This window comes from Gammaproteobacteria bacterium (assembly GCA_013816845.1).
Classification (GTDB): domain Bacteria; phylum Pseudomonadota; class Gammaproteobacteria; order DSM-16500; family DSM-16500; genus Aquicella.
On the sequence record JACDDU010000002.1, the window covers coordinates 126,807 to 148,752 of the forward strand.

Here is a 21,946-nt window from a genome sequence, read left to right on the forward strand (position 1 = left end):
TCTAATGGAATGAGAAGTCTCCATACTGAAATTAGTACATTTATTCACAATACTGCGGTTATTGATGCCTCAGCCCTCATCGCTAAAAATGTGACAATCGGACCTTATAGTGTCATCGGTGAAGATGTTGAAATCGGCGAGGGCACTTGGGTGGGCCCCCATGTTGTCATTAAAGGCCCCACGCGTATTGGCCCTAATAATAAAATTTTCCAATTTTCCTCAATCGGCGAAGTACCACAAGATTTAAAATTTAGTGGTGAAAAAACTTTTTTAGAAATTGGTTCGGGGAATGTTTTTCGCGAATTTTGTACGATTAATCGTGGCACTGCGCAAGATCAAGCGTTAACCAAAATTGGTAATGAAAATTTGTTTATGGCTTATGTGCACATTGCGCATGATTGTCATATTGGCAATCATACGGTTTTTGCGAATAATGCCTCATTAGCAGGTCATGTGACGGTGGATGATTATGCGATTTTGAGCGGTTTCTCGGGTGTATATCAATTTTGCCGAGTTGGTACGCATAGCTTTATTACCACAAATTCAGTGGTTATAAAAGATGTACCTCCTTTTGTAAAAGTTTCGGGTTATTACGCAAAACCGTTTGGATTGAATACAGTCGGTTTAGTAAGACGAGGTTTTGATGCCGAAGTAATTAAAATGTTACGGCGTGCATACAAAATTGTTTACCGCAATGGACTCACCGTTTCTCAAGCCCTTGAAGCATTACAAGATATGGAAGGTGCTGAAATTAAACAATTAGCGCAATTCATCTCGGCTTCCACAGCAGGCATCGTCAGGTGAATAAACCATTTCGGATCGGTATTGTTGCAGGAGAAGCATCAGGTGATTTGTTAGGAGCGAGACTCATTCAAACGCTTCGTGCATACCATTCCAATATCGTTATCGAAGGTATCGGTGGCCCGAAAATGATAGCCGCGGGTTGCCAAAGCTTATTTGATATTGAAACATTATCCGTGATGGGCTTGATTGAACCGCTTTTTCGTTTACCTCAACTTATTAAAATCCATCGCCAACTTTACCAACACTTTATTCAAGATCCCCCGGATCTTTTTATTGGCGTTGACGCACCGGATTTTAACTTGAGCCTTGAAGTTAAGTTACGTCGAGCTGGAATCAAAGTCATCCATTATGTGAGTCCCAGCGTATGGGCATGGCGTAAATATCGTATTCGTAAAATTAAAAAAGCTGTTGATTTAATGCTGACACTCTTCCCCTTCGAAACTGAATTTTATAAAACTCATAATGTACCAGTCCTAGCCGTAGGACATCCGATGGCCGATCAGATCAGTGTCACAACAAATGTTTCACTTGCCCAATCAGCTTTAAATCTCTCAGCAAGTAAAATTTATGTTGCCCTTTTGCCGGGAAGTCGGGCTCAAGAAATTAAATATATGGCGCAACCTTTTTTAGAAGCAGCGATGCTTATTCAGAAAAAAATTCCTAATGTGGTATTTCTTACTTCAGCAATTAATACAAAACGAGAAGCCGAATTTGCTGAGCTTGCACGGCAATATGCGCCGCATATTAAAATTAAATCCTTTTTACAACGTGCTCATGCAGTGATGGCTGCAGCTGATGTCGTCGTAGTGACATCAGGGACGGCAACGCTTGAAACCATGTTATTTAAAAAACCCATGGTTATTGGTTATAGAATGTCGCCCGCAGTTTTTTGGTTAGCTAAACGGTTGGTAAAGTTATCGTATGTGGGCTTGCCAAATTTGTTAGCTAAGAAAAAGATTGTTCCAGAACTTATCCAAGAAGCCCTAACTCCTGAAAAAATTGCTGAATACGTACTAAATTATTTTGCTAAACCTCAATTGGTCGATGATATTAAGAAAAAATTCACTACCCTTCATCAGCAGCTCCGGGGCATCGATGACCAGCATCTTGCTGAAGCCATCTTTAAGGTGATGTGATTTTTCCTATTTCAATACATTTTCCGCACAATTAAAAGCGGCGCACGTAATATTTCAGTAAGTTCTCCTTATAAATAAATTCGCACTCATAAAGTAGCAGCTCTCATTGTTAACGTTAAATTAAGAAGTAAGCATGGCAAAGCGACTGAGGCGTACAGAATGTAGGCGAGCAGAGGGATGTTTGGATGAAACTAAAACTATGGAGAAACGACTGAGTGTGTTCCGTTCATTTTGTAAAGCGTAGATAGCTTGTCTTCTTCGTAAAGCAGTTTGCATTGATTGCGGCGCAGTTTACCACTGGTGGTTTTGCTTAAAGTGCGTGGTGGTAAAAGTATAATTTCATCTGCAACGAGATGGTGGTGTTTGGAAAGAGAAATTTTAATTTGTTGAACTATTTGTTCATAATCTTTTTTGGTCATTTTCTTAGTGGGTCCAGGTTTTACTTCGGCTAGAATTATTAAGCCTTCACTTGATTCTTTTTCAATTGCAAATGCAGCAATACAACCAGGACGAAGATGAGGTGTATGATTTTCAATATCAATTTCAATATCATGCGGGTAATGATTAACGCCTGAAATAATAATCATGTCTTTAATGCGTCCAGAAATAAAAAGTTCCCCTTCAAAAATAAATCCTAAATCGCCAGTACGTAAAAAATCAAGTTTGGGGTGTTGTTTTAACTTTGCTTTCATGGCAGCTTTAGTTGCCTCTTTATTTTGCCAGTATCCTTCTACAACATGGGGGCCACTAACCCAAATTTCACCAATGCAGTTTGGCTCCTGAATTAAACCGGTTTCGGGATCAACAATTTCTACGAGGCAATCATCCTGGAAATGCCCTACACTCACCATTTTTTTGGCATGGGAATGTTTAGGGTCAACCAAAACTGCCCGGCCTTGACTTAAAGCATGGCGATCAAATGTTTTATAAAAGTTGAGTAGAGATTTTTTAACACCAGAAACAAAAACAATTGCTTCAGCTAAACCATAACAGGGAAAAAGTGTATGGGATTTTAATCCTTGGCTTTTAAATTTATCATAAAATTCGACGAATGTTTCGGCATGAATTTTTTCTGCCCCACAAAATATTGTCCGTAAATGATGTAAGTTAAGTTGTTTTTTTTGCGCAGGCGTAATTTTATGGTTGCATAGACGATAAGCAAAATCAGGGCCGCCCGTGACAGTCGCTTTATATTTACTTAATGTTTGTAACCATTGGAATGGATTTTTTAAAAAATCAAAAGGGGACATGTGAAAAGTTTTAAAACCTGAATACACAGGTAGTAATATAGAAGAGATTAAACCCATATCATGATAAGGCGGTAACCAGTTTACAAGGATATCTCGAGGTGTTGCTTCGAAGGCACTTTCGGAATGTTTCAAATTCGCCATCAAATTACGATGCGTAATGATGACACCTTTCGGTTGGCTTGTAGACCCCGAGGTATATTGTAAATAGGCTATATCATCTAAATGAATCGAGAAGGACTTAAATTCTTTATATAATTTCTCAGAAATAGAATCAACTTCGATTAGTTTAGAATGATATAGCGATGTTACGGTCGAATCTAAAACGCCATGATGAGAAAATTTGGCAGGTAAAAAATTTTTCACTAACTTGATAAAAGGGGCTATACGTTTAAATGTACGTAAGCGCCCTGAAATTTTTGTATTAGTAAGGGTTATTGAAACTTTGGCATTTTCCATAATATGAAGTAATTGGCTTGCCATCTCCCCTGATAGAGGTGGATAAGCAGGTACCGCTATCGCTCCCGCATAAAGACAAGCAAAAAAGGCACATATATAATCAGTGCCGGGTTCAAATAATAATAAGACTGCTTTGTTTTTAGCATGTTGTTGCTGTAAAACGGCAGCAATGGCCTTGGCGCGATGTTGTAAAGATTGCCAAGTTAAATGGCTTGCATACTCTGCTTCATCTTTCAGAAAAGTATACGCATGGAATTCAGGGTTTTGACCTGCTCGGATAGTTAACTTATCCAAGATAGTCATTGGATTCGTTAAAATTTCTATATCACTAGGTGCTTGATTCTCATCTAAAAGCCGATTTTTTGCGACCATGTTCATCTTAATTTATTATGATTGATAAATTAAGCTTAGATGATATTAAGCAAAATACTAGGCTTTGCCGCTGTTCAACTATCGTTTACAACAACCCTAAATCATGCATTTCACTCGCAATTAATTTTGCTGCCTTGCGGAGCTGGGCTTCTGTATGAGAGCAATTAATAAAAGCGCGTAAACGTGAGGCATTGGGTTCAACAGCCGGATAGAAAAGAGCTTGTAAAAAAAGTCCTTTGCGTCGTAGTGCTGCGCACAATTGAATGGCTTTGTCTGAATGACCAATCATAATTGGAATCACGGGCGTGCAGGAGGAAAGCCCCGTATTAATATTAGCTCGTTGCAGCGCGTCTAAAAAATATGCGGAGCGTGCTTGTAATACTGCCGGTAAGGTTGGATTTTTCCTTAAATGAATAAGCGAAGCAAGGGCAGCTGCGGTATCGGCGGGTGATAAACCACAACTATAAACAAAACTCGGTGCACTAAATTTTAAATATTCAATTAAGGTCTTTTGACCAGCAATGTAACCGCCACATGATCCTAAAGCCTTGCTCAATGTTCCCATCCAAAAATCAACTTCGGTTCCTTTAAGATTAAAATATTCACGAATACCTTGGCCTTTTTTACCAAGGACACCAATTGAGTGGGCTTCATCAACGTAGAGTAGGGCATGATGTTTCTTTTTTAAGGCAATGTATGCGGGGATCGGCGCAATATCACCATCCATGCTAAATACACCCTCAGTTACAATCAGAACACGATCATATTGATCACGTAATGAAGTTAATAATGCGGATAAAGATTGTGGATCATTATGCTCAAAATAACGCAGTGTTGCGCCTGATAAGAGTGCACCTTGAACGATGCTGTTGTGAGAAAGTTTATCTAAAAGAATTAAATCATTTTTTTTCATCATATGCCCGATGGTTGACACATTAGTAGCATGTCCAGAATTAAAAACGACACAAGCTTCCGTGTTGATGAAACGGCTCAACTCTTTTTCTAACGCAACATGAACTGGTTTTTCACCACCGACTAATCGACTTGCAGAGGCGGAGGTTCCAAATCGTTTAACACTAGTAATAAGTTGTTTAATATTATTTGCATGACTGGCCATATCAAGATAATTATAGGAAGAAAAATTAATAAATTTTTTCCCATCAATACGTATATCACTCACCGGCATCCCTTCCGTGACTTGAAAAAAAAGATCCATACCAGCTTTTTTACGAACGTACTTTTTAAAATTTTCTAAATCAACAATTTCAGGGAAATGTTTAAACTCAGTCAAGATTTTTTTATATTGAGTGCGATTGGTTTTAAGTTCAGGAGGCGGCGTAGTAGGCGTTGATGTTGGTAAGTCTTCTTGGCATAGAAATGCTGATAACGCACTGATATTTTCATGTTCTAAAAAAAGCGTCGGTGAAACAGGTTTTTTTAACCATTTTTCTAAATCGCCTGCTAAGCTGACCGCTTGCAGAGAACCCAATCCATATTCAGCAAATGAGCGCTCCACATTAATAACATTTTTTTCTTGGGGGAGTGCTTTTTGTAAACGTTTAATAATCCATGTTTGCACATCGCCTTGCTTTAAATTTTTTTTCTTCATAACCCATCCTTTGGTAGTGAGAAGATGTCATGCTCTTTAACTTTGTGACTGAGGAAATTTTCTTAAAATGACCTTAACTAGGATGAAGGAATTTAAAGTTTAAATAAAAAAATTTGATCGATTAAGATTTCATTAAGGTAGATTATTTATTATAACAAAATTAGTAAAAAGAGATTAATCGCATGAGATCACATTTCCTGGTGGGTAGTAATAATCAAGATTCATCATCCGCTGAATTTAAAGTTCCTTCGACTTCGAGGAAGCCCAGTGCTTCAAAAGATAAAGAAGTGCAACAAGCGACTATGGCGGCTACTTTAAGGACTCAAGGTCTTTTGGCTGTGCATGTCCCAACTGTAGATGATCATTTTATTCTACCGCGTGTGAAGCGAAGACGTTAAAATATGTTCAATTAAGTTTTGACGACTAATAACTTGTTAATCCTGATTCGTATCATCTTCATCCTGGTTTGAGACAGGGTCGCCTGCTACGCGGTGCTTTTCACTCGCCCAATCGCCTAAATCGATAAGCTTACAACGTTCACTGCAAAAAGGCCGGAAAGCGTTTTGGGTGTCCCAGACGCTTGTTTTTTTACAAGTTGGACAAGTGATAATAGTTTTCTGATTCATAGGTTGCAGTAAGAGACCCAAAATGGAAGGTTGCTTGCGTATTGTACAGGTCGATTTTCAATTTCGTGAGAATAAAAACGAACACTTAAAAAATGTCGCCCAATGCTTGGTTCAGGGTAAGCTGCAACTTCACGAGGGATGCAAATTCGAATCATTCGCAGGTTGGCGTTCGGATCTAGCAACTCTTGATGAAAGCCATGTACAGCCGTTTTTTGTTCAGTCTTAGAATGTTTACGCACCAGGTCAAGTACCAAAGCAAATGCTTTTTTGATTTGAGCAAAGTCTTTTAACCAATCGTTAATGACTTGCTGTCTAGTTTCGACAGGTTGTTGTAACCAATAGTGATAAACAGGGGTATCGAAACTACAGCCGCCACCAGGACTTGCCAGATGAGAGCGGAGAGTATTCAGTAATTCAACATCGCGTAGCCGATTGCCAATTTTGCCACTGGTTTCAATAAAAGTACGCGATAAATCATTCAATTGTTGCGTCAACGATTGAAGTTTTACAGCATCAATATCGGGTTGCCCACCATAGCGCATTAGATTAGCCAAGAGATGGCTCAATTCTTTTGCTAATTTGGCTTTCAAATCGGGCCGGTCCAAAACTTGTAAAATTTGAATGATATTATTAATGATATTGCGCGTGCCAAGCAAAGAGACATCATTTAATTGATGATCAATTTGGTCGAACAATTGCTCTAAACGTAAACAAACGCGAATCACTTCGTTTAAAGGATGTTCATATATGATGGTATCTTTCATGGTCATTGACTATGCCGGTATTGATCCATAATCATAACATGAGTTGCAGGGTTATTAGACAGTATAATAACTGCTTTACCCACACGTATAAAGGAAAATTTAAGATCAACCAAGTTTGCAAAGCTCGCGGTAAAAATGATCAAGCTTTTCAACTTGTGGAATAAGTTCAGTTAACTCTCCGCGATTGTAAATGACATCGTCTGCTTTTTCTAAGCGTTTTGATTGAGATAACTGTGCATTTAAAATAGCTTCCACAGCCGCTGAATGGTGATGATCTCGCAATTGAACGCGGGTTTTCTGTAACGCAAGCGGTGCATCAACCACTAGAATTCGATTAATAAATGGATAGGAATTGACTTCGATGAGAAGTGGAATGACTGCTATACAGTAGGGCGTTTTAAGTTGTTTAATTTGCGCTAAAATTTCAGCAAGAATTAAGGGATGAAGTAAGTTTTCAAGCCAAAGCCGTTCCTTGGCATCAGCAAAAATGAGTTGACGTAGTTGGGATCGATTTAATTGACCTGCCTGAATGATATTTTCTTTTTGAAAATGATCTTGAATAGCAGCAAAAACCTGCGTTCCTGGTTGAGTTAAATTTTTAGCAATTTCATCTGCGTCGATAATCGGGACACCGTGTTTAGCAAACAAATTGGCAACGGTGGTTTTACCAACGCCAATTCCGCCTGTTAAACCTATGACTAGCATATCAACCTAAAAAATTGTGGTTAAATGATTTCAAAATAATATTGCATGATAGGACCGCCCCATAATAAGGCAACCCAGCCTGCAAGAGCAAGATAGGGACCAAAAGGAAGGGGGACACTTTTGATCTGGCGCTTGATAAGCATGCCCGTCACACTGAAGATAATGCCAGAAACTGAGGCAAGCAAAATGATTAAAGGCAGCATTTGCCAGCCTGTGAATGCCCCGATCGCTGCTAAAAATTTAAAATCTCCTTGCCCCATGCCCGTCTTGCCAGTAACGAAAGAGAATATTAATTGCGTTAATGCAAAAATAGCATAACCGACGATGGCCCCAATAATAGCATCTGTACTGTTGGCAAATAAAGGTACAATGCTGCAAAGTAGCCCAATCCATAATAAAGCGAGAGTAAGTGAGTCAGGTAGCAAGTGAAAATCAAGATCGATGAAAGTTAAGCAAATACAAAACCAAGTAAAAATCAAAGCAGCAAGTGTTTCCCAAGAAAATCCAAATCGCCAGACAACGTACATTGAGGCGATACAAGTTAGTCCTTCAACCAACGGATAGCGTGCGGAAATGCGCGCGCGACAATTTGCGCAATGACCTCGCAACCATGCAAAACTTAACAGCGGTATATTGTGCCAAGGACGAATCACCTTTTTACATTGTGGGCAATGAGAAAAAGGAAGATAGAGATTAATTTTTTCTTCTTCACTGGGATTTGGTTTTAAGCCCAAATAAATGCGGCATTCTTCACTCCAAGAGCGTTCCATCATACGGGGAAGTCTATAAATAACGACATTGAGAAAACTGCCAATAAATAAAGATAAAATACCCACAACAATGATGAAAGCCTGAGGGTTTGTGCGAAAAAAATCCATTGTTTCCATGGTTAAAGAAGACTTCCTAATTTAAAAATGGGCAAATATATTCCAATAACTAATCCACCGATTAAAACACCAACCCCTACCATAATCAAGGGATCTAACAATTGGTTAAGATAGAATAGTAAGGTTTCAATTTCTTCTTCAAGATTGTCCGCAACGTTGTTAAGCATTGCGTCTAAACGGCCAGTTTCTTCCCCAGTTTTTATTAAATGAATGAGCATGACAGAGAATAAGGCTTGGTTTTGCAAGACATAACTTAGTGGCATGCCAGTACTCATGCCAGTTTGGATTTGGTGAAGCATGGCTTGATACCATTGACGCTGATCTAACTTTCGAAGCAACCTTAAAGTTTCAAGGATAGGCAGCCCAGCATCGAGACATAAAGCCATAGTTCTTGTGAAACGCGCTAAAATAATTTTACGTATAAAATAACGGTAAAAAGGCAGTCGATTTAATATTTTATTTAAAATATTAATGTGATTATTTCCATAATATTGATAAAAGCTAGAAATAATTATAAAAAAAATAAAATAGTGACCGTATTGGCGAAACAGGGTCGCGATAAAAAAAATGACACGGGTAAGGAGAGGTAAATCCGTAGTCATATCAGTAACAATGGTTTGAAAGTGTGGAATGACCACAAAGAACATGATGCCTGTCACCGCAGTTGCAATACTCAAAACAATGCACGGATAAAATAAAGCTTGTTTTAATCGTTTACGAATTTTAATCGTCTTATCTAGATGGAATAGTAAACGATGTAGGGTGATTTCAAGCGTTCCTGTTTGTTCGCCAATTTTAATCAGTTCACAAGTAATAGCATTAAAGTGAAAATGCATTTTAAAACTTTGATATAAACTTTTACCCGCTAAAATATTATTTTTAATAGTGACTAACACTTGAGATAAAGGGGTATTTTTTTGAGTTGCAATAACAATATTGCAGCAATCGATAATAGGTAACCCAGCATCAATTAACGTTGAAAATTGTTGTAAAAAAATAAATTGTTCGGTCTCAGATATTTTTTTGGGGTGCGCAAAAGTTAATTTTAATTGTAAGAAGTTCCTAAAACGCGTTGCAATTCTTGATAAGTCGTCTCGCCACTTTTTATTTTTTCGCATCCTGATTGCCATAACGAAAGCGTCTCTGTTTTTATTTTGTGTAATAGCAAAGAAGGATTTTGAAGGGATGATGAAGCATTAACATGCTTTGACACATCCATTAATTCAAAAATCCCCGTTCGATTTATATAGCCTCCCCGGCAATGAGCACAGCCTTTCGCTCTATATTCTTTGGTCTCAGGTATTAAAACTTTGCAATGATTGCAAAGTTTTTTAATCAAGCGTTGCGCCATAATCAAAGATAGAGAGGTGAGACTATCCAGTAAATCAATGCCTAATATTTTAAACCGATCGATTACTTCGCTCGCATGGTTAGCATGCAAGGTAGATAAGACCAAATGTCCTGTTTGGGCAGCTTGTAAGGCAATTTTTGCCGTTTCAAAATCACGTATTTCACCAATCATAATGATATCGGGATCTTGCCGTAAAAAAGCGCGTAAGATGGTTGCAAAGTCGAGACCAATTTTCGGATGAACCATCACTTGATTAATTCCTGCGAGTTCAATTTCAATGGGATCTTCAACAGTTAAAATATTTTTTTTTGAATTGTTAATAAATTTTAAAGCTGAATAAAGGGTTAAAGTTTTCCCTGATCCAGTCGGACCCGTGGTAAGAATCAAACCCTGCGGTTGTCTTAATTTAGTTTGTAAAAGGTTATTTTGATTTTCATTTAATCCAAGTTCGTGGAGTTTGACATTCGTGTTAAATGGGTGCTGCAACCGCATAACTATCTTTTCTCCGTGAAATGTCGGGCAAGTACTAATGCGAATTTCAGGATGATTTTCAGCCCCAGTAGTAATCCGTCCATCTTGGGGAAGTCGTTTTTCTGCTATATTTAATCCCGCGAGAATTTTAAGGCGAGTGATAACACGTTGAGCAAATTGAAAAGGTATAGTGGTGAATTCGTATAATTCCCCATCAATTCGCGCGCGTACGCGATAAGCTTGTTCCATATATTCAATATGAATGTCAGATGCCAACTTAGCATTTGCCTCATTTAACATGGTTTCAATAAAATGACTTACCGGTTCATCGGTATGGTGATGCATTACATTATTCATGACATAATCCCAAGCGTAAGCAGGTTCCCGATAAGGTGAAATGCGTACCCTCAATATTAGGTTTTAGAATAAGTGTCGCTGAAAATAGAAGTTGGGTAGCAGTTGCTGTAATAACACCATTTTTTACAATGAGACTGGCTAAATTAGCAGTAGGGTGCGGTGCGGGTGGAATGCCATAATGCTCATTGGCAATGTCAGTCGGCATGATGCCTTGTTGCAAAGCTAGAGCAACCGCAGTTTTATAAACTCCAACAAATGCAATAACTTCTGCGAAACGCGCGCGTTTTAAATAATGATGATAAGTTGGCAGCGCAATCATCGTTAAAATGCCAATAATTGAAACGACAATCATTAATTCAATTAACGAAAAGCCAATCTGTTTTCTGACAGACAGCATAGAATCTCCGAGAAGAGGATATTGTTTAAAAGAATTTGGATAAAAGAAATAGTGCAGGGGATTGAAACAAGAAAAGCATTTATACTTTTTTTAAAAAAAAGTTGCAATAGTTTTTAAAAAAGATGATGGAGGAAGTTTGCAAGCTAGCTTGGGTGACCGCCCACGACGGATGCTCTATCTGTAAAAGCGTTGCTGCTAAAATTCTATCCTTGCGTGCACAAAAGTAGATGTGTGCATAATTTAATCTCTCGGTAACCCCTGTTTGACACGTAAAGCAAAATTCGTCACCCAAACCTTTCGAAAATTAAGCTTAAATTGACCAATCATTTAGCCACTTTTACTAGCACTCAATTTACTTTTTATCTATACTGCCACACGTTGCATCCCCCTTCAGCCGACGTAGCTCAGTTGGTAGAGCAACTGATTCGTAATCAGTAGGTCCGCAGTTCGACTCTGCGCGTCGGCATCAGTAGAAACAGTAGGTTGCGAGATATTTAAATTTTAGAAAATTAGTCAGTGCTACCGCGGTGCTACCATATAAAAGGGTATTTTTTATTTACGGAGTGTTTATTTGATAGATAGGATTTTATTTGTTGGCAGCAAAAGCTTTGGTCTTGAAACTCTCCGAGTGATGCAAGAAGTTGCCCCTGGCACTCTTAAAAGAGTCATCACATGTGATGATAGCGCTGTTGAAGGATCACGGAAAGATGATTTTGTGAGACTCTCGCGACAATATGATCTCGATTTGTTGTTTTCTAACTCTAGCGCTGCTACTCATGAAATGATCAAAGATTATCATCCCAATTTATGTATTGTGACTGACTGGCATCAAACTCTTAACCCAGAAACTTTTATCATTCCCAAATTTGGCTTTATAGGAATACTGCCTTCAATTGTAACTAAAGGAAGCGCGCAATCTTGAAGATTTAGGTCTCGCACACCCAAGTCTCGTAGGACCATTAACAAGAGCATCTTCTCCCGCAAATCTGCAAGAGGCAACATCTGCTTTAACTGCTTATGTGCGTAGATTAGGCAAGATGCATGCAGATACAGCGGGAAAGGGAGATCAATTTCTTTCAATTTTAAAACGAGTCTACCCTCAAGCTCTCTGCTTTAATTATATTCTTGAATCAGATGCCAAAACTATTATTTTTCAGTTTAAAAAATTAATAGGACAAGAAACTAAAGAATTAGCAGCAGAAATTCACGCTGTTTTAGAGTTCTCTCAGTCGGTAAACGAATTTAATGTATTTTTACATGGGGATATTTGCCCTGATAATGTTTATTACCAAGATAATGAAATGCGTTTCATTGATTTTGAGTTTGGTGATTTTGGAAATGCATTAGTTGACGGTGTTTACTTGCGCATGCATATGCCAAGCTGCTGGTGTTCTAAGGCTGTTCCACAGTCAATTGTTTATCAAATGGAATCGATCTATCGAGAGGAATTAAAAGCGGGTATTTTATCAGCGGCTGATGACGCCGTTTATAATAAACAATTAGCTTATGCGTGTGCGTATTGGTTGGTGAGAACTATAAAACAACTTAATGATATGGACTTAATAGATCATGAATGGATTTGCCCAAGTGGTCCTGTAGATTCTGATTCTAAATGGGAGCCTGAAAAAAATGCATTTCGCCCCAGAATTTTATCAAGACTAGAAGCTTTTATTTCTTGCTCGAAAACAACAGGGCAACTTCCTAAGTTATGCGAAGCAGCAATACATCTGCATTCTTACTTAAGGAAAATTTGGCCAGAAACTAATGAAATTGAATTTTTTCCCGTTTTTAAATAAAGGAATGCTCATTTGTTACATGAAGAAATGATAAATAAAGTAATTATGTTTCATTTTAATCAATCTCCAGTGTTAATTCGGCGTATGACTATTGGTATTTGCAATGAAGTATATGATGTTGGTTTGAATAATCGAGAAGTAATTATACGCCTAAGTCCTTATGATAAGTATTTAATGGGATCGCATGATCATATTCCACGATTTAAAAAATTAGGCATTCAAGTACCGGATATTTTGTTTGAAAATTATAGTAAAACCCTAATCCCTTTTTCTTATCAAATACAAAACAAAATTGAAGGGATGGATTTAGGGAATGTTATAGAAACTCTCACGGATGAACAATTAAAAGCTCTTGCCAAAGAAATTGCCTCCATATTTCATAAAGTGAAAACTCTCCCTTCCAGTAAAGAATATGGCGTTATTTGGGGCGGTGGTGATAACGAGACTAGCGGCACTTGGACTGAGAGAATGAAGATATGGATAGAGGAATCAATTGAACGTGGTAAAAAAACAGGGGTGATGGATGATAAAATGCTATCGTTGGCAGAAAAATTATATACCGAATATAAATCTTATTTTGATTCAGTTAAACCCGTCACTTATTACAGGGATATATGTTCCAAAAATGTAATGATAGATAACGGCAAGTTTAATGGCTTAGTAGATTTAGATGGCCTCACGCAAGGCGATCCATTAGAGGCAGTTGGCAGAATAAAATTGAGCTGGTATGGCACTCATCATGGTGAGGTTTATACAAATGCCGTTATGGATGGGTTGGAGCTTATTGAAAACGAAAGAAAATTAGTTTTGGTATATGCGTTACTTAATAAAATTTCTTGGACTTGTGAAAATGGCATTCAATTTAATCAAAATACTAAAGCAATTGTTGATAAAGAAAGAGAAAAAATAGATAAAAATGTGCTTAATGAGATTGCAATTGAATTAGGTATTTATGAATAAGGTATGTACACAATAAGTATGTCTCAAAAGCAGAAATTATTTATACGAGAACCTACGCTTGAAGATGAAAAGATATTTCTTTCAGCTATGCAACGCAGTCGTTCATTGCATTATCCGTGGGTCAAATCGTCCAGAAACTCCGCAGGAGTTTAGTGATTATTATCAGCGATTTCAACAGCCAAATTAAAAAAGTTTTTTAGTATGTGATCAATCTAGTGATATTGCAGGAGGGTTTAATATTAGTGAAATTGTTCGTGGATTGTTTCAAAATGCTTATTTAGGATTATATGTGGTTGCTGATTTCGCTGAGAAAGGTTACATGAGTGCTGGGTTAAAATTGGTTTTGGAAAGAGTTTTTAAAGAGTTTACATTGCATCGTTTGGAGGCAAACATTCAACCAGAAAATACTCATTCGGTAGAATTAAAAAGAAATGATTTCGTTATGAGGGGTATTCTCCGTGATATCTTAAGATTGATGGTGAGTGGCGAGGCCATGAACATTGGGCAATTACGATTGAAGATTATATAAGAAATGACGCAGATATTCTAAAGAAAGATCATGTTGATATTGCTTCTTACAATCCAGAATGACCAACTATGGCTAGTCAGGAAATCAAAAAAATAAGAGAATTGTTCCTACTAATAAAATAGTCGATATTCAACACGTCGGAAGTACCGCTATTCAAAAAATGTCTGCAAAACCTATTATTGATATCCAAATTGCAGTTAGCCGGGACTGACCACTCACGAGACTGCGCGCAAAGAGCGCTCACAGCCTGAGTGCCACTCAGTTTTACTGATCCATTCTTCTTTTTAGTTCATTCAGTACATCTAAAAATATAATCCGCCTTTTTGTTAGTAATATTAATAAATGAAATAATAAGTCAGCAGATTCACTAATGAGTGCATAGTTATCACCTGCAACACCAGCTAATGCAGTCTCAACACCTTCTTCACCTACTTTTTGCGCGATTCTTTGCGTTCCAGAATTAAATAACTGAGACACATAGCTGTTTTCAGTTTTTTCTATATATCGTTGCTCTATGGTGTTTTCAAGTTTAGTTAAAATATTCAACGAAGTTGTTGAGCAGTCGCCAAAACAGCTTTTGCCATCAAGGTGGCAAGTATTGCCAATGGGGATTGCTAAGATTAACAAAGTGTCTCTATCGCAATCAGGTGATATGCTAACAACAGTCAGGTAATTGCCCGATGTTTCTCCTTTTACCCAAAGCCTATTCTTCGTTCGACTAAAGAAAGTCACCTTACCGCTTGAGCATGTAAGCGCAAGCGCTTCTTGGGTCATGTATCCCAGCATTAAAACTTGTAAGGTTACGCTGTCTTGTATTACAGCGGGAATTAATCCGTTGCTCTTATCCCAATTTAAATTCGTTAATTCTGATATTTGAGTATTCATAATCTGACCTTTATATTTTTTAAACGCAAATATTCTTTTAAATCTGGGATTAAAATATGCTTGGTATGAAAAACACTGGCAGCTAATGCGCCATCAACCTTCGCTTCATCAAACACTTCGTTAAAATGTTCGTATTGACCCGCACCACCAGAAGCTATAATAGGTACATTTATTAGGCTTCGAAGTTGAGAAAGTTGTCTAATGTCATAACCATTTTTGACACCATCTTGGTTCATGCAATTTAAAACAATTTCACCCGCACCCAAGTTCTCCGCTTCAATAGCCCATTCCATTGTTTTTCTATCAGCGGCACGAATTTTCGTTTCATCGCCTGTATATTGATAGACATAGTAATCTCCATTTATTTGATGGCTATCAATGCCAACAACTACGCATTGACTGCCGAACTCTTCAGCCAACATTGAAATTAATTTAGGATTTTCAAGTGCTGGGGAATTAATAGATATCTTGTCTGCCCCTGAATTTAAAATCAGTCTGGCGTCGGCTATTGAACGAATGCCGCCTGCTACACAAAATGGAATATCTAATAGACGAGCAATGTCAGATATCCAGTTTTTATCTACTAATCGTCCGTCACTGCTGGCAGTAATATCATAAAATACCAGCTCATCCGCGCCTGCATCACGGTAATATTTAGCATACTCAAGTATGCTGCCCATCACTTGATGACTCTTGAATTGAACTCCTTTTACTACCACGCTATCCTTAACATCAAGGCAGGGAATAATTCGTTTTGTTAACATGCTAATACCTCGGGTAATTCAAGTTTATTTTCGTAAAGTGCCCGCCCTACAATTGCACCGCTCAATCCCTGATTTTTAAGTGATTTGATGTCATCAAGCGAGCGTATTCCACCCGATGCCTGTAAACAGAGAAAAGGAAATTTATCCAACAACTGCTTATATAAATTACAATCTGGGCCACTCAATGTGCCATCTAATGAAATATTCGTGCATAACACATGTTTTAAGCCAAATCGTTCATAGAAACGAATCATGTCAAACAACGATTGTACGCTGATATCTTTCCACGCATTAGTAGTAATCATTGGTTGATTACTACTATTAAAAATAACATCTAACGCTAGCACAATTCGATCAGCTCCGAACTCATTTAACCAAGTCGAAACTTCATTTGGTTGCTGTACAGCCATGCTTCCAACAATGACACGAGCAGCGCCAATTTTCAGTAAAGCTTCCACTTGAGTTTTATCTCTAATGCCGCCACCTGTTTGAACTTTAATGTTGGTCTCTGTGATAATGGTAGAAATCAACGACAGTTGATTATTATCAGGATCATCTGCGCCACTCAAATCAACAATGTGTATCCATTCAGCGCCATCGACAGCGAATTTCTTTGCTGTTGAAATAGGATCAACACTGTAAATAGTCTCACGGTTAAAATCACCTTGATATAAACGTACACATTTTGAATTTCGAATATCAATTGCAGGATAAATAATCATTTATAACTCCAGAAAATTTTTAATAATGAGTGATCCTACAGAGCCTGATCGTTCTGGGTGAAACTGTGCACCAAAATAGTTTCGACATTGGACTGCTGCTGAAAAATCCGAACTATGACTTGTCACCGCTGTAGTCTGTGAGCCAACTGGCGCTGCGTAACTATGGACGTAGTAAACATAAGATTGCTCAGCGACTCCTTTCATGATTGCTATATCAGAAACATTAAGAAGTGCATTCCAACCCATATGCGGTACAGTTAAATTATCAGAAGGAATTAGTTTTTTGACTTTACCGGGAATAATACTCAAGCATGTAATATCCCCTTCTTGTGAGTGATCAAATAATATTTGCATGCCAAGACAAATTCCTAGCACCGGTTGTGTCAAAGAGCGTATGACATCAATCAACCCAAGGTTAGCCAAGTTTTTCATGGCGGTACTTGCAGAAGTAACGCCCGGTAAAAGAACATGGCTGGAATTTGTTATCACTTTAGCATCTTGGCTGATGTTTGCTGATACACCCAGTCTATTCAAGCTGTAGACGAGTGATGCAAGGTTAGAGCCGCCGTAATCTATAATTGTAATCATAGAACACCTTTTGTCGTGGGCAGTTCATTGCCTTGTTTATAGATTGCTTGTTTTAATGCACGGCCAAAGCTTTTAAAGATAGATTCAACCATGTGATGAGCATTTTCACCTTTAACTTTAATGTGAATTGCTGCACCTAGGCTTTCAGAGAGAGATCTAAAAAAATGTGAAACAAGCTCAGTGGGTAAATCACCCACTTTTTCTCTGTTAAACGAGCCTTCAAAGACAAAGTAAGGTCTGCCACTCAAATCCAAAGCCACCTCTGCACTGGCCTCATCCATCGGTAACAAGAAACCATATCGATTGATCCCTAACTTATCGCCTAAAGCTGTTCTAAGTGCACTGCCTAATGCAAGGGCTGTGTCCTCAACTGTGTGATGTTCATCAACATCTAAATCACCTGTCACATTGATATCTAAATTGAAGTCGCCGTGTTTGGCGAGCTGTTCGAGCATGTGATCATAGAATCCGACACCAGTGGCGATATTTATTTTTTTACATTGATCAAGGTTCACTGCGACTGACACATTTGTTTCTTTAGTGCTACGTTGAATTTCAGCGAATCTGGGTTTATCTAATATCTGTCTGGCTATCTCTAACCAATCACATTCTATCTTATATAAAATACCAGTAATCCCCATGTTTTTGGCTAGCTGCAAATCAGTCTCTCTATCTCCAATGACATAAGAACGTGCAAAATCAATTTTGTCACTTCGTAAATAGTTCATCACAAGGCCTAGCCTTGGTTTTCGGCACTCACAGGCGTCGTCCTGAGTGTGAGGGCAAATACAAATATCATCGAAGCTTATACCTTGCGAGTTAAATATATTAATCATCATGGCTTGCGATGCTTCAAACAAATTCTTCTCAAATGATTTAGTCCCAAGCCCATCTTGGTTGGTAACCAACACAAATGAATATCCAGCGTCCTTCAATAGTAGTAATGCAGGAATAACATTATTTTTCAGTCGTAATTTCGAAATGCAATCAACCTGTTTATCCATCGGTTCATCAATGAGCGTTCCATCTCTATCCAGAAATAATATTTTTTTTAACATTGCTTATAGCCTCGCGTAATAGTGCATTTTCATTAGGTGATCCGATAGTGATGCGTACACAATTATTTAAGCCGTAATCACTGCTTCTATTTCTTATAACAATTCCATATTTTAAGCAGGCATTCATCATCTTATTAGCATCAACAGTTTGAATGAGGAGATAATTAGCTTGGCTTTCCCAAACTTTCTTGACTGAGGGAATTTTTGTGAGAAATTCTTTCATCAATTCCTTCTCTTTCTGAATCGTAGAAATAATATTTTGTGTTATATTGGAATTTACCTGCTGACAGACAATGTCGGAGATTGGCGATGGAATAGGGTAAGGTGCAATTATCTTTAATAAAAGTTTAATAATTTCACTGTTAGCAATAGTCACTCCACACCGTATGCCAGCTAAACCGTAAGCTTTTGACAACGTCCGCAGGATCACAAGATTTGGATAGTCATTAATGCAGTTAGCTACGCTTTCTTCATTGGCGAATTCAATATAAGCCTCGTCCACTACAATAACCGACTTATCACTTAAGGACTGACACAGGGATAAGATGTCAGATTTAGATAGTACATTTCCTGTTGGATTGTTCGGTGAACAAAGAAATATAATTTTAATGGCTGGCTCCCACGCACATAATAATGCATCCACATCAAGCGAGAATTCCCTATCTTTTATTAAAGGAACTTCAATTATTTCTGCACCTTGAATAGTGGCGGCGACTTTATACATTCCGTAAGTCGGCGGGCATACCATGATTTTGTCTAGCCCTTCTCGACAAAATAAACGTATTAGTAAATCAATGCCTTCATCGCTACCTCGGGTAACAATAATTTGTTGTCTGTCTACGCCGTATACATTTGTAAGTAGGTCAGCTAATTTATCAGGCTGAGATTCAGGGTAACGATTATAACGTGTATCGCTATAAGCATTTTCATTTGCATCTAAAAAAACACTGCCTTTTAATCCTTCGCTTCTGGCAGAGCGATATGCCTTCATGCTGACAATCTCTTTTCTGGCCAAGTCGGTTATATTATTTTTCACTATTCTTCCCCTCAAGTCTGATTGTCACAGCATTCATGTGAGCGTCTAAACCTTCTATTTCAGTCAGGACTTTTATTGTATCGTTAAGGTCTATTAGGCCTTCCTTTGTTAACTCCTGAATTGAGATACTCTTCATGAAATCTCTGACAGATAAGCCGCCTGATTTTTTTGCATAACCATCAGTAGGCAATACATGATTTGTGCCGCTTGCATAGTCTCCAGCTGTTACTGGTGACCACTTGCCTAAGAATACTGAGCCTGCATTACTTATTAAATTCAGATATTTTCTTGGATCATCTACTTGTAGCATCAAATGCTCGGGCGCATACCGGTTAGATACTTGCAGCGCTTCTTCAATTGAATCAACAATAATCATTCGACTATTTTGAAGCGCTTCCAGAATGATCGAGTTTCTTGCTAAATTTCTTGTTTGTTCTTGCAATGAATGATTTACTTTATCGCACATAGCTAAGGCTGTAGTTATTAGTAAGACCTGTGAATCAGAGCCGTGCTCAGCTTGTGCTAATAAATCAGCTGCAACATAGTCAGGATTTGCATTAGCATCTGCCACGACTAATACTTCAGATGGTCCAGCAGGTAAGTCGTATGCTGCGCCATCGACATCCTGAGCAACAATCATTTTAGCTTGCGTCACGAATGAATTGCCTGGCCCAAATATTTTGTACACTTTCGGGATGGTGGCTGTCCCATATGCCATGGCAGCAATCGCTTGCGCACCACCTAATTTATAAACTTTATCAATGTCGCAAAGTTCGGCTGCAACCAATATGTTCGGGTCTATATTGCCATTATTTGTTGGTGGGGAGCATAAAATACGTATAGGACAGCCAGCAATTTTAGATGGAACACCGAGCATCAGTGCAGTCGATATTAAAGGTGCAGTTCCACCCGGAATATAAAGTCCGATGCGCTCAATAGGAATTGCGCGACTTTCACATAACACGCCGGTTGACACTTCAACGCTATAATTTTGTATTCGTTGCGGTGCATGATAGGCCGTTAGTTGCGAAATAACTTTTTTTATAGACTGAATAGTGTTCGGATTAATTTTTTTTTGAGCTTCCTCGAATTCCTCCACACTGACCTGTAAATTATCTAACTTAACACCGTCATATTTATCGGTCATTTCTTTGCATGCAACATCACCTTCCCTGCGTACTCGTTCTACCATTTCTCGGATTTGATTATTAAAGGTCGAATTTTTTTTTCGTAATGGTCTCTTGAGCAGACTAATTTTCTCATTCTCAGATACAGTTTTCCAAATTATAGTTTTAAGCACATACTCTCCTCAGGCCATCATTTTTTCAACGGGTAAAACCAGTATTGATGTGGCGCCAGCAGACTTTAGATTTTCCATGGTTTCCCAGAAAATATTCTCACTACACAAAGCGTGAATAGCGACTTTATTCGGATCCCCTTGCAGCTCCAGAATCGTGGGTCTTTCAACGCCTGGGAGTAAGGATACGATGCTCTCTAATGCTGATTTGGGGGCGTGTAACATAATGTATTTACTTCCACACGCACGCTGCGATCCCTGAACGCGATTTTTAAATATTTCAGCGATTTTTTGTTTTTCAGTAGATAGTATTTTTGATGATTGGATTAAAACAGCCTGACTTTCTAACACCGTTTCAACTTCTTTTAGATTATTTGCTTCTAGTGTTGCACCAGAAGAAACAAGATCACAAATCGCATCAGCGAGACCTAGTTTTGGTGCTATTTCTACTGATCCTGATAAATTAATAATTTCTGATTTAACTTTATTTATTTCGAGAAATTCTTTTAACAAGTCTGGATAGCTTGTTGCGATACGACAGTTTTTAAGGCTAGATATATTTCCATATTGAAAGTTTTTAGGCACGGCGATGGAAAGCCTGCAATAAGCAAAATTTAAAGTCCGAATGACTTCAACTTTATTTTTTAAGTTACTGTTATTTTGTAATACCTTTTCATTCAATAAATTGGTTCCAACTATACCAAAATCACAGATCCCCTCTGATATGAGACTTGGAATATCATCATCTCTGACTAAGAGTACATCAAGTTCAAAGTTGTCACTTTGGCAAAAGAGCTGCTCTTTTCGCGGTTTAATGGATATTCCGCATCCAGCCATTAGTCGCAATGACTCGTCATTTAATCTGCCAGACTTCTGTATTGCGATACGTATTCGATTATTGTTTTGCATTTACCTACTCCCACAAAGTATTGAACGTAAAAAAACCCCGGGAAACTTTTGCCGCCCAGGGTTTGATGACATCCAAACTCATGCGGGAGGCAAATAGCCTCCCTTCAGTAGAGGCTATCTCAACTGATGGTGATGTGCATGATGTTTTACAAATTTAAAAATCATTTTTAATTTCTCTTCATATTTTTAACTATGAACATATTAATCCATATCTTTT

Annotated in this window: 23 protein-coding genes, 1 tRNA gene and 2 pseudogenes; 9 read left to right on the plus strand and 17 right to left on the minus strand. The window is 38.1% G+C overall.

Features of this window, described 5'->3' with window-relative positions:
- Positions 1-9: 9 nt before the first annotated feature.
- Positions 10-804, plus strand: coding sequence for an acyl-ACP--UDP-N-acetylglucosamine O-acyltransferase (gene lpxA / locus H0W64_04165; GenBank protein MBA3660899.1), 795 nt, complete (start codon positions 10-12; stop codon positions 802-804).
- The gene (gene lpxB / locus H0W64_04170; GenBank protein ID MBA3660900.1) at positions 801-1,940 is read left to right on the plus strand and encodes a lipid-A-disaccharide synthase; all 1,140 of its coding nucleotides are present in this window, start codon (positions 801-803) and stop codon (positions 1,938-1,940) included. Before lpxA ends, lpxB begins: the two co-directional genes overlap by 4 nt.
- A 197-nt stretch (positions 1,941-2,137) precedes the next feature.
- Here the strand turns inward: lpxB and H0W64_04175 are convergent, their stop codons facing one another.
- Positions 2,138-4,018 (minus strand): fatty acyl-AMP ligase, encoded by a 1,881-nt coding sequence (locus H0W64_04175; GenBank protein MBA3660901.1) that lies wholly within the window; start codon positions 4,016-4,018, stop codon positions 2,138-2,140.
- A gap of 85 nt (positions 4,019-4,103) precedes the next feature.
- A complete protein-coding gene (locus H0W64_04180) occupies positions 4,104-5,627 on the minus strand; it encodes an aminotransferase class I/II-fold pyridoxal phosphate-dependent enzyme (protein MBA3660902.1) in 1,524 nt (507 codons plus the stop codon).
- A gap of 182 nt (positions 5,628-5,809) precedes the next feature.
- On the opposite strand from H0W64_04180, the gene H0W64_04185 reads away from it, so the two are divergent.
- Entirely contained in the window at positions 5,810-6,025 is a 216-nt protein-coding gene (locus H0W64_04185) for a hypothetical protein (protein MBA3660903.1), read from the plus strand.
- Between the two features lie 36 nt (positions 6,026-6,061).
- Here H0W64_04185 and yacG read toward each other — a convergent pair whose 3' ends face one another.
- The 7 genes from yacG to H0W64_04220 all read right to left on the minus strand — a co-directional run bounded on the left by yacG (position 6,062) and on the right by H0W64_04220 (position 11,185).
- On the minus strand, positions 6,062-6,253 hold the full coding sequence (yacG, locus tag H0W64_04190; protein MBA3660904.1) for a DNA gyrase inhibitor YacG: 192 nt from the start codon (positions 6,251-6,253) through the stop codon (positions 6,062-6,064).
- Positions 6,250-7,023: a cell division protein ZapD gene (gene zapD, locus H0W64_04195; protein ID MBA3660905.1), complete on the minus strand. Its 774-nt coding sequence runs from the start codon at positions 7,021-7,023 to the stop codon at positions 6,250-6,252. Before zapD ends, yacG begins: the two co-directional genes overlap by 4 nt.
- A 99-nt stretch (positions 7,024-7,122) precedes the next feature.
- Positions 7,123-7,722 (minus strand): dephospho-CoA kinase, encoded by a 600-nt coding sequence (locus tag H0W64_04200; GenBank protein ID MBA3660906.1) that lies wholly within the window; start codon positions 7,720-7,722, stop codon positions 7,123-7,125.
- Between the two features lie 20 nt (positions 7,723-7,742).
- Complete coding sequence (locus tag H0W64_04205; protein ID MBA3660907.1) at positions 7,743-8,609, minus strand: prepilin peptidase; 867 nt, start codon at positions 8,607-8,609, stop codon at positions 7,743-7,745.
- Between the two features lie 2 nt (positions 8,610-8,611).
- On the minus strand, positions 8,612-9,727 hold the full coding sequence (locus tag H0W64_04210) for a type II secretion system F family protein (protein MBA3660908.1): 1,116 nt from the start codon (positions 9,725-9,727) through the stop codon (positions 8,612-8,614).
- Complete coding sequence (locus H0W64_04215; protein ID MBA3660909.1) at positions 9,655-10,788, minus strand: type II/IV secretion system protein; 1,134 nt, start codon at positions 10,786-10,788, stop codon at positions 9,655-9,657. Before H0W64_04215 ends, H0W64_04210 begins: the two co-directional genes overlap by 73 nt.
- Positions 10,781-11,185 (minus strand): prepilin-type N-terminal cleavage/methylation domain-containing protein, encoded by a 405-nt coding sequence (locus tag H0W64_04220; protein ID MBA3660910.1) that lies wholly within the window; start codon positions 11,183-11,185, stop codon positions 10,781-10,783. The genes H0W64_04215 and H0W64_04220 overlap by 8 nt, the downstream gene beginning before the upstream one ends.
- A gap of 393 nt (positions 11,186-11,578) precedes the next feature.
- Between H0W64_04220 and H0W64_04225 the strand changes: the two genes are divergently transcribed.
- The 6 genes and pseudogenes from H0W64_04225 to H0W64_04250 all read left to right on the plus strand — a co-directional run bounded on the left by H0W64_04225 (position 11,579) and on the right by H0W64_04250 (position 14,681).
- Positions 11,579-11,651: transfer RNA gene (locus H0W64_04225), tRNA-Thr, on the plus strand.
- A 105-nt stretch (positions 11,652-11,756) separates the two neighbouring features.
- The gene (locus tag H0W64_04230; GenBank protein ID MBA3660911.1) at positions 11,757-12,107 is read left to right on the plus strand and encodes a hypothetical protein; all 351 of its coding nucleotides are present in this window, start codon (positions 11,757-11,759) and stop codon (positions 12,105-12,107) included.
- 115 nt (positions 12,108-12,222) lie between these two features.
- A complete protein-coding gene (locus H0W64_04235; protein ID MBA3660912.1) occupies positions 12,223-12,981 on the plus strand; it encodes a phosphotransferase in 759 nt (252 codons plus the stop codon).
- A 12-nt stretch (positions 12,982-12,993) separates the two neighbouring features.
- Positions 12,994-13,941 (plus strand): phosphotransferase, encoded by a 948-nt coding sequence (locus H0W64_04240; protein ID MBA3660913.1) that lies wholly within the window; start codon positions 12,994-12,996, stop codon positions 13,939-13,941.
- Positions 13,942-14,028: 87 nt separating this feature from the next.
- Positions 14,029-14,532, plus strand: a pseudogene (locus H0W64_04245) (GNAT family N-acetyltransferase).
- A 6-nt stretch (positions 14,533-14,538) separates the two neighbouring features.
- A pseudogene (locus tag H0W64_04250) lies at positions 14,539-14,681 on the plus strand (GrpB family protein).
- A gap of 53 nt (positions 14,682-14,734) precedes the next feature.
- On the opposite strand, the gene H0W64_04255 reads toward H0W64_04250, so the two are convergent.
- The 8 genes from H0W64_04255 to hisG are packed head-to-tail and all read right to left on the minus strand — an operon-like array spanning position 14,735 to position 21,729.
- Positions 14,735-15,355, minus strand: coding sequence for a bifunctional phosphoribosyl-AMP cyclohydrolase/phosphoribosyl-ATP diphosphatase HisIE (locus H0W64_04255; GenBank protein MBA3660914.1), 621 nt, complete (start codon positions 15,353-15,355; stop codon positions 14,735-14,737).
- Positions 15,352-16,119 (minus strand): imidazole glycerol phosphate synthase subunit HisF, encoded by a 768-nt coding sequence (gene hisF, locus H0W64_04260; GenBank protein ID MBA3660915.1) that lies wholly within the window; start codon positions 16,117-16,119, stop codon positions 15,352-15,354. Before hisF ends, H0W64_04255 begins: the two co-directional genes overlap by 4 nt.
- Positions 16,113-16,841 (minus strand): 1-(5-phosphoribosyl)-5-[(5-phosphoribosylamino)methylideneamino]imidazole-4-carboxamide isomerase, encoded by a 729-nt coding sequence (gene hisA, locus H0W64_04265; GenBank protein MBA3660916.1) that lies wholly within the window; start codon positions 16,839-16,841, stop codon positions 16,113-16,115. Before hisA ends, hisF begins: the two co-directional genes overlap by 7 nt.
- Positions 16,842-17,429: an imidazole glycerol phosphate synthase subunit HisH gene (gene hisH, locus H0W64_04270; GenBank protein ID MBA3660917.1), complete on the minus strand. Its 588-nt coding sequence runs from the start codon at positions 17,427-17,429 to the stop codon at positions 16,842-16,844.
- Complete coding sequence (gene hisB / locus H0W64_04275) at positions 17,426-18,487, minus strand: bifunctional histidinol-phosphatase/imidazoleglycerol-phosphate dehydratase HisB (GenBank protein MBA3660918.1); 1,062 nt, start codon at positions 18,485-18,487, stop codon at positions 17,426-17,428. Before hisB ends, hisH begins: the two co-directional genes overlap by 4 nt.
- Positions 18,459-19,523 carry a histidinol-phosphate transaminase gene (hisC, locus tag H0W64_04280; GenBank protein ID MBA3660919.1) on the minus strand — a complete coding sequence of 355 codons (1,065 nt, stop codon included), beginning with the start codon at positions 19,521-19,523 and terminating at the stop codon, positions 18,459-18,461. The genes hisB and hisC overlap by 29 nt, the downstream gene beginning before the upstream one ends.
- Positions 19,513-20,823 carry a histidinol dehydrogenase gene (gene hisD, locus H0W64_04285; GenBank protein MBA3660920.1) on the minus strand — a complete coding sequence of 437 codons (1,311 nt, stop codon included), beginning with the start codon at positions 20,821-20,823 and terminating at the stop codon, positions 19,513-19,515. Before hisD ends, hisC begins: the two co-directional genes overlap by 11 nt.
- A gap of 9 nt (positions 20,824-20,832) precedes the next feature.
- Positions 20,833-21,729 (minus strand): ATP phosphoribosyltransferase, encoded by an 897-nt coding sequence (gene hisG / locus H0W64_04290; protein ID MBA3660921.1) that lies wholly within the window; start codon positions 21,727-21,729, stop codon positions 20,833-20,835.
- Positions 21,730-21,946: the final 217 nt, after the last annotated feature.